The 13680-nt window shown below is 63.5% G+C and carries 12 protein-coding genes; 8 read left to right on the forward strand and 4 right to left on the reverse strand.

Going from position 1 to position 13680, the window contains the following annotated elements:
- Nucleotides 1-18: 18 nt before the first annotated feature.
- The 6 genes from rhaS to ACYG9Y_RS21120 all read left to right on the forward strand — a co-directional run bounded on the left by rhaS (nucleotide 19) and on the right by ACYG9Y_RS21120 (nucleotide 6296).
- On the forward strand, nucleotides 19-1014 hold the full coding sequence (gene rhaS / locus ACYG9Y_RS21095; RefSeq protein ID WP_023681923.1) for a rhamnose ABC transporter substrate-binding protein: 996 nt from the start codon (nucleotides 19-21) through the stop codon (nucleotides 1012-1014).
- Between the two features lie 84 nt (nucleotides 1015-1098).
- Nucleotides 1099-2640, forward strand: a complete 1542-nt coding sequence (locus ACYG9Y_RS21100; protein ID WP_023738226.1) for a sugar ABC transporter ATP-binding protein — start codon at nucleotides 1099-1101, stop codon at nucleotides 2638-2640.
- Nucleotides 2637-3614, forward strand: a complete 978-nt coding sequence (locus ACYG9Y_RS21105) for an ABC transporter permease (protein ID WP_023715349.1) — start codon at nucleotides 2637-2639, stop codon at nucleotides 3612-3614. Before ACYG9Y_RS21100 ends, ACYG9Y_RS21105 begins: the two co-directional genes overlap by 4 nt.
- The gene (locus tag ACYG9Y_RS21110; protein WP_023715348.1) at nucleotides 3611-4606 is read left to right on the forward strand and encodes an ABC transporter permease; all 996 of its coding nucleotides are present in this window, start codon (nucleotides 3611-3613) and stop codon (nucleotides 4604-4606) included. The genes ACYG9Y_RS21105 and ACYG9Y_RS21110 overlap by 4 nt, the downstream gene beginning before the upstream one ends.
- Nucleotides 4606-4923 carry an L-rhamnose mutarotase gene (gene rhaM / locus ACYG9Y_RS21115; RefSeq protein ID WP_023681927.1) on the forward strand — a complete coding sequence of 106 codons (318 nt, stop codon included), beginning with the start codon at nucleotides 4606-4608 and terminating at the stop codon, nucleotides 4921-4923. Before ACYG9Y_RS21110 ends, rhaM begins: the two co-directional genes overlap by 1 nt.
- Nucleotides 4920-6296, forward strand: a complete 1377-nt coding sequence (locus ACYG9Y_RS21120; protein WP_023711395.1) for an FGGY-family carbohydrate kinase — start codon at nucleotides 4920-4922, stop codon at nucleotides 6294-6296. Before rhaM ends, ACYG9Y_RS21120 begins: the two co-directional genes overlap by 4 nt.
- Here the strand turns inward: ACYG9Y_RS21120 and ACYG9Y_RS21125 are convergent, their stop codons facing one another.
- Nucleotides 6297-8123, reverse strand: coding sequence for an alanine racemase (locus ACYG9Y_RS21125; protein ID WP_023711396.1), 1827 nt, complete (start codon nucleotides 8121-8123; stop codon nucleotides 6297-6299).
- 146 nt (nucleotides 8124-8269) lie between these two features.
- On the opposite strand from ACYG9Y_RS21125, the gene ACYG9Y_RS21130 reads away from it, so the two are divergent.
- The gene (locus tag ACYG9Y_RS21130; protein WP_023688670.1) at nucleotides 8270-8479 is read left to right on the forward strand and encodes a hypothetical protein; all 210 of its coding nucleotides are present in this window, start codon (nucleotides 8270-8272) and stop codon (nucleotides 8477-8479) included.
- Nucleotides 8480-8486: 7 nt separating this feature from the next.
- Here ACYG9Y_RS21130 and ACYG9Y_RS21135 read toward each other — a convergent pair whose 3' ends face one another.
- Together ACYG9Y_RS21135 and galE are read right to left on the reverse strand one after the other, a co-directional pair.
- The gene (locus tag ACYG9Y_RS21135; protein ID WP_023692518.1) at nucleotides 8487-9737 is read right to left on the reverse strand and encodes a D-amino acid dehydrogenase; all 1251 of its coding nucleotides are present in this window, start codon (nucleotides 9735-9737) and stop codon (nucleotides 8487-8489) included.
- Nucleotides 9738-9835: 98 nt separating this feature from the next.
- Nucleotides 9836-10831 (reverse strand): UDP-glucose 4-epimerase GalE, encoded by a 996-nt coding sequence (gene galE / locus ACYG9Y_RS21140; protein ID WP_023730982.1) that lies wholly within the window; start codon nucleotides 10829-10831, stop codon nucleotides 9836-9838.
- Nucleotides 10832-11110: 279 nt separating this feature from the next.
- Here galE and hemA point away from each other — a divergent pair, with 279 nt between their 5' ends.
- Nucleotides 11111-12388, forward strand: coding sequence for a 5-aminolevulinate synthase (hemA, locus tag ACYG9Y_RS21145; RefSeq protein ID WP_023738225.1), 1278 nt, complete (start codon nucleotides 11111-11113; stop codon nucleotides 12386-12388).
- Nucleotides 12389-12406: 18 nt separating this feature from the next.
- Here the strand turns inward: hemA and ACYG9Y_RS21150 are convergent, their stop codons facing one another.
- On the reverse strand, nucleotides 12407-13573 hold the full coding sequence (locus tag ACYG9Y_RS21150; RefSeq protein WP_023669650.1) for a pyridoxal phosphate-dependent aminotransferase: 1167 nt from the start codon (nucleotides 13571-13573) through the stop codon (nucleotides 12407-12409).
- Nucleotides 13574-13680 lie beyond the last annotated feature (107 nt).

Below are 13680 nucleotides of genomic sequence, written 5' to 3' on the forward strand. Positions count from 1 at the left end.
CTCAAGGGAGGAAATACGATGAGCTTTCTGAAGAAATTGATGGTGACGGCCGCGTTCTCGGCCGCCATGTTCGTGAATGCCGCCTATGCCGAGAACGTCAAGATCGCGCTGGTGGTGAAGTCGCTCGGCAACGGCTTCTTCGACGCCGCCAACAAGGGCGCCGAAGAGGCGGCCAAGGAACTCGGCGATGTCGACATCATCTACACCGGCCCGACCAAGGCGACCGCCGAAGCGCAGATCGAAGTGGTCAATTCGCTGATCGCGCAGAAGGTCAACGCCATTGCGATTTCGGCCAATGACGCCGACGCGCTGGTGCCGGTGCTGAAGAAGGCGATGGAGCGCGGCATCACCGTCATCTCGTGGGATTCGGGCGTCGCCAAGGAAGGCCGCCAGCTGCACCTCAACCCGTCCGACACCGGCCTGATCGGCGAGACCATCATCAAGCTTGCCGCCGACTATCTGCCGGAAGGCGGCGAAGTCGCCATTCTGTCGGCTTCGTCCACCGCGACCAACCAGAACGCCTGGATCGACGCGGCCAAGAAGATCCTGCCGGATAAATTCCCCAAGATCAAACTCGTCGCCACCGTCTACGGCGATGACGATTCGGCCAAGAGCACCGACGAAGCCAAGGGCCTGCTGAAATCCTATCCGAACCTCAAGGCGATCATCGCGCCGACCACCGTCGGCGTCGTTGCCGCTGCCCAGGTCGTCACCGACGCGAACCTGATCGGCAAGGTCAATGTCACCGGTCTCGCGCTGCCGTCGGAATTCAAGAAGTTCATCGACAACGGTTCCAGCCAGGCGGTTGCCCTCTGGAATCCGATCGACCTCGGCTACTCCGCCGTCTACCTCGCTCATGATCTGGCGGTGAAGAAGGAAGAGGCAAAGCCGGGCGCAACGCTGTCGATCGGCCGCGTCGGCAAGGTCACGCTCGATGACAGCAACTCGGCTGCGATGGCTCCGCCCTTCCAGTTCGACAAGTCCAACATCGAAAAGTTCTCCAAGATCTATTGATCTCGGACGTCTCGGACCAAGCGCGGCGGGACCAAAATCCCGCCGCGACTTTAAACGGACCTTGTTTCAGGGCTTGATACGGATATGGACACGACAGCCCAGCACGGCATTGCGAAGGAGGAGCCCACGGGTCCTGCCCCGCGCCTGACGCTGTCCGGCGTCTCCAAAAGCTTTCCCGGCGTGCGCGCGCTGCACAATGTCAGCCTGTCGCTTTACCCCGGCCAGGTTACGGCGCTGATCGGTGAAAACGGCGCCGGCAAGTCGACGCTGGTCAAGATCATGACCGGCATCTACCAGCCGGACGCCGGCACGATCAGCATTGACGGCCAGGCCGTCACCCTGCCCAGCGCGCATGCCGCCTTCGGCCACGGCGTCACTGCCATTCATCAGGAAACCGTGCTGTTCGACGATCTGAGCGTCGCCGAAAACATTTTTCTCGGCCATGCGCCGCGCACGCGGCTAGGCACCATCGACTGGCGCACCATGCGAAAACACGCGCGCGAAGTGCTCGACACCATGCATGCCGGCCATATCGACGCCGATGCGCGGCTGAAAGACCTCGGCATCGCCAACAAGCATCTGGTAGCGGTTGCTCGCGCGATGTCGATCGATGCGCAGATCGTCATCATGGATGAGCCGACCGCAGCCCTTTCGATGAAGGAGATCGAGGAGCTTTTCCTGCTGATCGAATTCCTCAAGGAGGAAGGCAAGGCGATCCTGTTCATCAGCCACAAGTTCGACGAGATCTATCGGATCGCCGATCGCTACACCGTGTTCCGCGACGGCGAGATGGTTGGCGAGGGCCTTATCAAGGATACCGGCCAGAGCCAGATCGTGCGCATGATGGTCGGCCGCTCGGTCGATCACATCTTTCCGCAACGCAAGGCCGAGATCGGCGCGCCTGTGCTGTCGGTCGCTGGCCTTTCGCACCCGACCGAATTCAACGACATCGGCTTCGAACTGCACAAGGGCGAGATCCTCGGTTTCTACGGCCTTGTCGGCGCCGGGCGGTCAGAGGTGATGCAGGCGATTTCAGGCATCACCCGCATATCGGGCGGCACGATAACGCTGGAAGGTAAGGTGATCACGCCGAAATCGGCGGCGGATTCCATCGAAGCCGGCATCGTCTACGTGCCGGAGGAACGCGGCAAGCAGGGCGTGGTGATCGGCCTGCCGATCTTCCAGAACGTCTCGCTTCCCTCGCTCAAGCGCACCTCCAAATCCGGCCTGCTGCGATTGTCGGACGAATTCGCGCTCGCCCGCTCCTACACCGAGCGGCTAGACCTGCGCGCCTCGTCGCTGAGCCAGGATATCGGCACGCTGTCGGGCGGCAACCAGCAGAAGATCGTCATCGCCAAATGGCTGGCGACAGCGCCCAAGGTGATCATCCTGGACGAGCCGACCAAGGGCATCGACATCGGCTCCAAGGCCGCCGTGCACGGCTTCATGGCGGAGCTCGTCGCGCAGGGCCTGTCGGTGATCATGGTGTCGTCGGAACTGCCGGAGATTCTGGGCATGTCCGACCGCGTCGTCGTCATGCGCGAAGGGCTGGTTGCGGCGGTCTACGATAATAAGGGGCTGGACGCCGAAACGCTGGTCCGGACGGCAGCGGGGATCGCGGCATGAAGGCTCTCCTGAAATTCCGCGAGATCTGGCTGGCAGCGGCGATCGTCGTTTTGATTGCTATGATCTCGACGCGCTTCCCGGCCTTTGCCGACCCCGGCAATCTCGCCCAGGTGTTCAACGACACATCGATCCTGATGATCCTGGCGCTGGGACAGATGGTGGTCATCCTGACCCGCTCCATCGACCTGTCAATGGCCTCCAACCTCTGTTTCACCGGCATGGTGGTGGCGATGCTGAACGCGGCGCATCCGGCGATCCCGATCCCGCTGCTGATCGTCATTGCGCTGGCCGTCGGACTGGTGCTCGGCGCCATCAACGGGCTGCTTGTGTGGCGGCTGAACATCCCTTCGATCGTGGTGACGCTGGGCACGCTCACCATCTATCGCGGCGCCACCTTCGTCCTCTCCGGCGGCGCCTGGGTCAATGCCGACAAGATGAGCCCTGAGTTCATCGGCTTCCAGCGCGCAGCTTTCCTGGGCATTCCGGTTCTGTCCTGGATCGCCATACTGGTCATCGCGCTGTTCTTCGTGGTGATGACGCGAACGGCGCTTGGCCGTTCGATCTATGCCATCGGCGTCAACCCGACGGCGTCGGTCTATGCCGGCATCGATGTCGGCCGAACCAAATTCATCGTCTTCTGCATTTCCGGCATGATCGGCGGGCTCGCCGGTTATCTCTGGATTTCTCGTTATGTCATCGCCTCGGTCGAGGTCGCCAATGGCTATGAACTCAATATCATCGCCGCCTGCGTCATTGGCGGCATTTCGATTGCCGGCGGCATCGGCTCGGTCGGGGGCGCGGTGCTCGGCGCGCTGTTCCTCGGCATCATTTCCAACGCGCTGCCCGTCATCAACATCTCGCCCTTCTGGCAGATGGCGATTTCAGGCAGCGCCATCATCCTGGCCGTCGTGCTCAACGCGCGTGGCGAACGTCAGCAGGGGCGGATTATCCTGAGGAAAGCGGAAGTGGCATGACCGACACCCCCGCCCCGCGCCACATTCCCGACCGGCTCGACAAGCCGCTCTCCTCGGCGATCTTTTCCTGGGAGGCGCTGCTGGTCGTCGTGGCGGTCGCCATCTTCGCCATCAACAGCTTCGCCTCGCCCTATTTCCTCGACGCCTACTCCCTGTCGGATCTGACTTTCAATTTCACCGAGAAAGGCCTGATCGCCTTCGCGATGGCGCTGCTGATCATTTCGGGCGAGATCGACCTGTCGGTCGCCGCCATCATCGCGCTCGCCTCGACCATGATGGGCATGGCGGTGCAGGCCGGCGCCGACACGCCGGTGCTGGTGGCTATCGGCATCGTCGTCGGGCTCGGTTGCGGCGCCTTCAACGGGCTCCTGGTGACAAGGCTCGGCCTGCCCTCCATCGTCGTCACCATCGGCACGATGAGCCTGTTTCGCGGCATTGCCTTCATCATCCTGGGCGATCAGGCCTACAAAGGCTATCCCGAGAGTTTTGCTTTCTTCGGCCAGGGCTATGTCTGGTGGGTGGTGTCGTTCGAACTGGTGCTCTTCCTCATCGCGGCCGTCGCCTACTGGTTCCTGCTGCATCGCACCAGCTTCGGCCGCCGTGTCTTTGCCATCGGCAACAATCCGGTCGCGGCACAGTTTTCCGGCGTTCGTGTCGGCCGCATCAAATTCATCCTGTTTTGCCTGACCGGGCTGATGGCCGGCATGGCCTCGGTGCTGATCACCTCGCGGCTCGGCTCGACGCGGCCGTCGATCGCGCAGGGCTATGAGCTTGAAGTCATCACCATGGTGGTGCTCGGCGGCGTCAGCATTCTGGGCGGCGCCGGCAGCATTCTCGGCGTCGTGCTCGCCGCCTTTATCATGGGGCTGGTGACCTTCGGCCTCGGCCTGCTCAACGTGCCCGGCATCGTCATGTCGATCTTCATCGGCCTGCTCTTGATCTTCGTCATCGCGCTGCCGATCGTCTGGCGACAGCTGCGTGGTAACAGCTGATGCCTGAGAAATACGCCTTCAAGATGCAGCTCAAACCCGGCATGAAAGCCGAGTACAAAAAGCGCCACGATGAGATCTGGCCGTCGCTGGTGGCGCTGCTGAGAGAGGCCGGCGTCGCCGATTATTCGATCCATCTCGATGAAGACACCAACATCCTGTTCGGCGTGCTGTGGCGGCGCGACGACCATGGCATGGCCGACCTGCCGAAGCACCCGGTGATGCAGCGCTGGTGGGCGCACATGGCCGACATCATGGAGACCAGGCCGGACAACCAACCGGTGGCCATCCCCCTGGAAACAATGTTCCATATGGCATGAGTGCGCTGCGCCACATCGCCGTCATCGACATCGGCAAGACCAACGCCAAGGTGGCGCTGGTCGATCTCGTCACGCTGAGCGAGGTGGGGTTGCGCCGCATGGCGAACGCGCCGCTGCGACAAGCGCCCTATCCGCATCACGATGTCGAGGCGCTGTGGACGTTTATCCTCAACAGCCTTGCCAGCCTCGACCGCGAACAGCGTATCGACGCGATTTCGATCACCACGCATGGTGCGACCGGCGTGCTGGTCGACGCCTCGGGCGAGCTGGTGCTGCCTGTCCTAGACTATGAGTTCGATGGCCCCGACAGGTTGGCGGCGGAGTATGATGCTGTTCGTCCGCCCTTCGCCGAAACCGGTACACCGCGCCTGCCGGTCGGTCTCAATCTCGGCGCGCAATTCTTCTGGCTTGAGAAGCGTTTCCCCACCGAATTCGCCAAGGCCGCCGCGATGCTGATGTATCCGCAATACTGGGCGCTGCGCCTGACCGGCGTTGCCGCCAACGAGGTGACCTCGCTCGGCTGCCACACCGATCTGTGGAGCCCTTGGGAGGCGGACTTTTCCTCGATGGTCGACAGGCTGGATTGGCGCAGGCTGATGGCGCCGGTGCGGCCGGCCAGGGACCAGCTCGGCCCGATCCTGCCGGCGCTTGCCGCGCGCACCGGGCTCGATCCGCAGACCCCGGTATTCTGTGGCCTGCACGATTCCAACGCCTCCCTATTGCCGCATCTTCTGTCCGACGAGCCGCCCTTCTCGGTCGTCTCGACCGGCACCTGGGTGGTATCGATGGCGGTCGGCGGCAGAGAGATTGCGCTCGATGCTGCGCGCGACACGCTGGTCAATGTCAGCGCGCTTGGCGCTCCCGTCCCCTCGGCGCGGTTCATGGGTGGCCGCGAGTTTTCCCAGCTGACCAAGGACAAGCCGCAGGACTGCAGCGGCAGCGAGGTGCTGGCCGTTCTGACCGGAAAAATGCTGCTTTTACCTTCTACGCAGCAGGGATCGGGACCGTTCCCGCACCATGCCGCGGAATGGCTTGATGCCGACGGCATCAGCAAAGGCGAGCGATTCGCCGCCATTTCCTTCTATCTGGCACTGATGACGGCGACCTGCCTCGAGCTGATCGGCGCCGACGGCCCGACCACCGTGGAAGGACCGTTTGCTCGCAACCGGCTCTTTGTCGGCATGCTGGCGGCAGCGACCGCGCGCATCGTCATCGCCTCCGAGGCGGCCACCGGCACCAGCATCGGCGCGGCACTGCTCGCATCCGATCAGCCAGTGACGCACGGCAAGGGCGAAAGAATTGAGCCGCAGACCGACCCGGTCTGGGCGGCCTATGTCACCGCGTGGCGCGCGGCAGTCGACGCGCAAGGCTGATCACAAAATCCGCTTCCCAAAGGCCGACATGACGAAGTTGACGGCGTCGGCGCCGATCCGCGGCTCCAGACCGGCGGTCAGCCCGGAAACATCCATCGACAGCAGACCGCCGGACAGCGAGATCGCCTCCATTGCCTGATGCGTCTCGCGCACCGTCAGCCCGCCCGAGCCCGCAGCCCAGCCGGTAAATTCGGTCGCCGTCGGCGAATAGCTGACGTGAAAGCCCTGCGTGCCCGACGTCGCGATGCGGATCGCCTCATGCATGAGGTCGCGCATGCCCATGGCGTCGATGTCGGTCATGGTGAAGGCCGAGACACGCGAATCCTTGAGCACCCTTGCCTCCGCCGGATCGGCATGGCGCAGGCCCACGATGACGACATTTTCCGGCGACAGCTGCGGCTGCAGCGCGCCGGGCTTGTGATCGAGACCGAGCGCGCGGGCCAGCACCGAGACTTCAGGCATGTCTTCGGCCTCCTCGTCCTCGGGCATCAGGGCGGCGAGGGAATCGATCCAGATCAGGCCAAAGGAATGCGTCGCCCGCGCCGTTGCGGTCAGCGCCTTGTGGGCGATACGGCGATCTGCGCCGGCGGCGAGACGGACGAGGCCCGAGGGCGGCCGCTCGACGTCGGCGAGTTCGACCACGTCGAAATTCATTGCCTCCAGCCGCGCGCCGGTTCCCTCGCGGGCGATAATCCCGCCGGCTTCCGGTTCGGCCGAGATCGACACCATCTTGCGGCCGGAGAAATCCGCGACGTCGTGCATCGGCGCCTTCTCGACATATTCCGAGGTCATCGCCAGAAGCATGGCGCCATAATTCATGCGGAAGGCGACGCGGTCGCCGACGGTGGGTCGCGGATCGGCATCCTGCACATCGAGCAGCAGATGGTCGCTGGAAGCGCCGAGCACCCTCACCCCTTTGGCGATCGGCGTCAGCCCTTCCACCAGCACGTCCTCGCGGCCTATATTGGCGATGGCGCGCAGCCGGTCGCCCTCGTCGGCAAAGACCGGCTGGTTGCCGAAGGCGTCGTAGCCGGATGTGCCGATCGGCCGCGAAGGCTTGAGTTTGACCTCGATGATGTCGCTGGTCAGCCGGCAGGCATCGGGTTCGAGTTCGGGCCACGGCACGTCGCGAAAGGTTTCGACACCGCCTTGCAGGATCGCCTCGCCCACGCGCAGATTGTTGATGCCGGGCGGCAGCTTGCCTTCGAGCAGCAGCGTCAGCGATGACGAGGCGCCGCCGGAAATGAAGTCGAGGCTTTTGCCGGACAGGCGCTCAGTCTTGTAGGCATGGGCGACGAGTTGGCCAAGGTTCTCCGGGGTCGGCATTATGGCGCCGAAGCAGCCGAGATTGGTGCCGATGCCGGCGATGCGCACGCCCTTGAATTCCAGGATCTGCTCGACGGTGGGGATCAGGTCGCTTGGCCAGATGCCTTCGCGGAGATCGCCGAGATCGATCATCAGCATGATGTCGTGGACGCGGCCCATGCGCTCGGCAATGCGCGATATCTCGCGGATGGTGGTCAGTTCCGACTGCAGGCTGATGTCGACGGTGCGCACGACCTCCTCGACGCGCGCCATGGGCGGGCTGCGCAGCAGCATGACCGGCGCATTGATGCCGCTGTCGCGCAGCCGCCGAATGTTCTCAAAACGCGATTCCGCGATGCCGGCAACACCGCCGCGCAGCATGGCCCGCGCCACCTGCGGCATGCCGCATGTGCCCTTGGTGACACCGAATACCTTGATATCAGACAATGCGCAGCGTTCGACGATGGTGCGGGCGTTGCGCTCGATGCGGCCAAGGTCGATAGCGACTTGCGGTCCCGACATTTCGTCACTCAGGGTTTGTAGAATCTGTCAGTCAGATGCATCTTCCAGATCGTCGTACGATATTTGTCAAACTTTGCGCAGTGACGGTCTCAATGTTGGAAACCAGAGCAATTGTATGTGGGCACGTCTTTCGATCGGAGAGGCCGGTGACGCTGGTCGTTCATCATTTCGATGGTGAGTGGCAACTGACCTGCGGCGAACATGATCACCCCGCGGACTGCGGAGGTTTCGAAGTTATCGGTCTCGGCCATTTGACCGCCAGGCAGGAAAACTTGGCACAGATTGGCCAGCTTGAGCGCGGATGGCTTGCCGAATGGGTGCACGACGAATGGACTCGATGCCAACACGACGACTAGAGCTCCCTCAGTTCCCGTAGACCAGCCCTTGCGGGTCGATCTCCGGCTTGCGGCCGGCGACGAGGTCGGCCAGGAACTTGCCCGAGCCGCAGGCCATGGTCCAGCCGACATGGCCGTGGCCGGTGTCGAGGTAAAGGTTCTTGTATTTCGCCTTGCCGATGACCGGCACCGAGTTGGGCATCATCGGTCGCAGACCTGCCCACAACAGCGCCTTCTTCTCGTCGAAAGCGCCGGGGAAAAGGTCTTTGCCGGTGCTCAGCATGGACTTGAAGTCGCTGAGCTTGAAGCTGCGGTCGAAGCCGGTGAACTCGGCTGTCGAGGACATGCGCAGGCGGTTTCCGAGCCTGGAGTAACCAACCAGCCGGTCCTCGTCGGCGCCGCCCATGGTCGGTCCCTTGCTCTCGTCCTCCAGCGGGATGGTCGCGCTATAGCCTTTAACCGGATAGACGGGCAGGTCGATACCGTAGCGGCGGCCGATCAGGCCGCTCTCGGGGCCCATGGCGATGACGACGGCGTCGCCCGTCACCGGGCCGGCCGATGTCATGACCGCACGCACCCGATCGCCTTCTATGTCGAGCCCCTCGACCGTGGTGTCGAACAGGAATCTGACGCCGAGCTTTTCGGCGGCATAGGCGGCCAGCCCATCGACGAATATCCTGGAATCGCCGGTCTGGTCGATTGGCGAATAAACGCCGCCGGCGATCTTTTCCTTCACTCCGGCGAGCCCGGGCTCAAGTTCGACCAGCCGGTCGCGGCCGACGATCTCGATCGGCAGGCCATGCTTCGCGAGAAACTGGTAGTTGTCGGTGCCGGTGTCGAGACTGTGCTGCGAGCGGAAGAAATAAAGAATGCCCTTCTTGCGCTCGTCATAGTGGATGCCGGTGGCGTCGGAGAGCGCGTTGATGCAGTCGCGCGAATAGAGCGCCAGGCGCAGTTTGACCTGGCTGTTGGCGCGCAGGCGCGCCACCGTGCACTGGCGCAGGAAGCGCAGGCTCCAGGCGAGGAAATAGGGATCGAAGCGCAGCCTGACCTTGATGCCGAGATCATGGTTCCAGAGCGCGCGCAGGAAGGTCTTCAGCGCCGCCGGGGAGGCCCAGGCGGTGGCGTCGCCCGGCGACACTAGGCCGGCATTGGACTGGCTGGTGCCGCGCGCCGGCGCCGGATGGCGCTCGATAACGGTGACCTCATGGCCGTCGGCGGCCAGATAATAGGCGGCCGCGGTACCGACAACACCGGCTCCAAGCACCGTTATCTTCATGCCACCCCCTCTTCGCGGCGCAGCGCCTCCACGCCGCATCGCCAATGCCTTCAATAGCGCTTCGCTGCGCGCCTTGCGAGCCCTCGGAAGTGCCCGGCTCAGCCCCGCGCGGAGTTCTTGCCGGTGAGGATACGCTCCCAGGCGAGTGCATCGGCGACGATCTGGTCGAGGTCGTCGCGTTGCGGGGTCCAGCCGAGTTCGGCGCGTGCAAGGTCCGAATTGGCAACCACGGCGGCGGCGTCGCCGGGGCGCCGGTCGCCCATCTTGACCTCGAAATCCCGGCCGAAGGCGCGCCGCACGCTGTCGATGACCTCGAGCACCGAATAGCCGTGGCTGTAGCCGCAATTGGCGACGAGGCTGCCGCCGCCGGCGCGCAGGCGCTGCAGCGCCAGCCGGTGCGCCGCGGCCAGGTCGCTGACATGGATATAATCGCGCATGCAGGTGCCGTCCGGCGTCGGATAATCGGTGCCGAACACCTGCATGAAGGGGCGTTTGCCGAGCGCGGTCTCGCAGGCGACCTTGATCAGATGCGTGGCGCCAGGCGTCGACTGCCCCGTCCGGCCCCTGGGATCGGCGCCGGCGACGTTGAAGTAGCGCAGCGCCGTGTACCGCAAGGGATGCGCAAGCGCTGCGTCGCGCAGCATCCATTCGCTCATCAGCTTGGACAGGCCGTAGGGCGATTCCGGCGCCAGGCGGGCATCCTCGCGCACCGGCTCCAGGCCGGCGCCGCCATAGACGGCGGCGGTCGAGGAGAAGATGAAATGCGGCACGCCCTCGTGCACCGCGGTTTCGATCAGCGTGCGGGTCTTGGAGGTGTTATTCTCGTAATAGGCGAGCGGGTCGGCAACCGATTCCGGCACCACGATGGAACCGGCGAAGTGGATGATCGCGTCGACCTCGTTATCCCGGATGATCTGGCCGACCAATTCCCTATCGGCGACATCGCCGACGACAAGCTTGGCTTCCGGCGCTACCGCCCATTCGAAGCCGGTGGAAAGGCGGTCGAGAACGACGACGCTCTCGCCGACATCCAGCAGTTCCCAGACCATGTGGCTGCCGATATAACCGGCGCCGCCCGTTACCAAAACCGTCATCCGTGTCCTCTTTTACTCATGATTTATCGGAAACTGTCTCAATCACCGCCTTACTGGAAAGCCTGCGGCAAGGCCATTAGAAACGCCTGAATGTTAAATCCGTAACAGTCTCACCGGCCTGTGGCATCGTACGGAAACAAAATTGATCCACATCAAGGGAATAGGCCACGATCCGGGGTCGTTAGGAACAGGCTTGGGGCGTGGCATTTTGACCAAAACGGCCCGGTGGACGACGAATGGGCCAACGATTATGATCCCGCGCAAAACTGGGAAGGCGACATGAACTATCAGCGGTTCTTTGAGGAAGCGATCGATCAGCTCCACGCCGAGCGGCGCTACCGGGTTTTCGCCGATCTCGAGCGCATTGTCGGCAAGTTTCCGCGCGCTATCTGGCGTTCCAACGGCCGCGCCGAGGAAATCACCGTCTGGTGCTCCAACGACTATCTCGGCATGGGCCAGAACCCCGATGTCATCGCCGCTTTCCAGAACGCGGCCGGCAAGATGGGTTCGGGCGCCGGCGGCACCCGCAACATTTCCGGCACCTCGAACCCGTTGGTCGAGCTCGAGCTGGAACTGGCCGACCTGCACGACAAGGAAGCGGCGCTGGTCTTCACCTCCGGCTTCGTCTCCAACGAAGCGTCGATCTCGACCATTGCGCGGCTTTTGCCCAACTGCCTGATCATTTCGGACGAGCTCAACCATGCCTCGATGATCGAAGGCGTGCGGCGCTCGGGCGCCGAAAAGAAGATCTTCCGTCACAATGACGTCGCGCATCTCGAAAGCCTGCTACAGGCGGCGGGCCGCGAACGCGCCAAGCTGATCGTGTTCGAGAGCGTCTATTCGATGGACGGCGACATTGCGCCAATCAAGCAGATCGTCGAACTGGCCGAACGCTACAACGCCATGACCTATATTGACGAGGTCCATGCCGTCGGCATGTACGGACCGCGCGGCGGCGGCATCACCGAGCGCGAGGGGCTTGCCGACCGCATCGATATCATCGAAGGCACGCTGGCCAAGGCGTTCGGCACGCTGGGCGGCTATATCGCCGGCAACAGCGCCGTCATCGACGCGGTGCGCTCCTATGCGCCGGGCTTCATCTTCACCACGGCGCTGCCGCCGGCCGTCGCCGCCGCCGCCACCACGTCCATCCGCCACCTCAAGCGCTCGCAGGCCGAGCGCGATGCGCAACAGCACCAGGCGTCGCGGACCAAGGAGGTTCTGTCTGCAGCTGGCCTGCCGGTGATGGAATCGCCGACACACATCGTGCCGGTGCTGGTCGGTGACCCCGAACTCTGCAAGATGGCCAGCGACCGTCTGCTCGGCGTGCACGGCATCTACATCCAGCCGATCAACTATCCGACCGTGCCGCGCGGCACCGAGCGGCTGCGCATCACGCCGACGCCGTTCCATACCGATGCGCTGATTGCGGGACTTCAGGACGCGCTGGTCGAGACATGGGATGCGCTGGGCATTCCCTACGGCTCCGCCGGACGGCCCACTGTCGCCAAGAGCGACCGGATTGTGCCACTGCTGGTGCCGAAGTCGGGCGGCTGAAGCCGCCGCCCATTTATCTCAAACCGTCCTCATCCATCCCGCCAAGCGATGTGCCGCTTCCTCGAGCTGGTCGAGGCGGCGGTGGAAGCACAGGCGCAAAAACGCCTCTCCGCCAGGGCCGAAGGCGGTGCCCGGCGCCAGGCCGACATTGGCCTTGTCGACGATGTCGAAAGCAGCCCGGCGCGGATCGGTGATGCCGTCGACCGTGAAAAACAAATAGAACGCGCCTTGCGGCACGGTGAAGCGCGCTTTGCCGGTTGCGCCGAGAATATCGCAGACCAGGTCGCGCGCTTTCCTGGCGCGCTCCACCTGCTCGACGATGAAGGCATCACCGTGGTCCAGCGCCGCGACGGCGCCGCGCTGCATGAACTGGGCGACGCCTGAGGTCGAATACTGGATCAGGTTCTCGAACACCTGCTGCAGCTCGGGATGGGTCTTGATCCAGCCGACGCGCCAGCCGGTCATCGCCCAGTTCTTGGAAAAGGAGTTGACGAACAGGATGCGGTCTTCCGCGGTCGAAATGTCGAGGAAGGACGGCGCACGGCCGTGGCCGTAGTGGAACAGCGAATAGATCTCGTCGGCGATGATCCACAGACCCTTTTGGCGGGCGAGATTCAGGATCGCCTGCAGCGTTTCCTTATCGGCCGTCCAGCCGGTGGGGTTCGATGGCGTGTTGACGAACAGCGCCTTGGTGCGCGGCGTCACCGCAGCCGCAATCTTGTCGACATCGCAGGACCAGCCATTGCCCGACTGGTCGAGCGTGACCGCAACCGGGGTAGCGCCGGAAATACCGGCGGCGGCGGCGAAATTCGGCCAGGCCGGGGAGAGATAGACCACCTCGTCGCCGCTGCCGGCGACCGCGGCTAATGCCAACTGAATGGCATGCATGCCGGAACCGGTGGCGATGAATTCCTCTTCGGCGAAGCTCTTGCCGAAATGCCTGGCATAGTAGCGAGAAAGCGCTTGCCTCAGCTCCGGAATGCCTTTCTGCCAGGTATAGAAGGTCTCGCCATTGGCGAGCCCCTTGGCGGCGGCTTCCGAAATGAAGGCAGGCGTCGGCAAATCGCCTTCACCGGCCCAGAGCGGGATCATGCCCTCGCGCGTACGGCCGTAATTGACGACGGCGACAATGCCGCTTTCGGGGGCGGCCACCGCTTCGGCGCGCAAGCTATCGATCAGGGTCATGACAGGTCCGTTTTGATGTCCGCTTTGATGCATGTCATTATCCAGAACCGCTGCGCACTTATGGGCGACATGCATTGGCGGATGCTCTTAGCAGATGCGGCAACAGA

It is taken from the genome of Mesorhizobium sp. W050 (assembly GCF_054719535.1).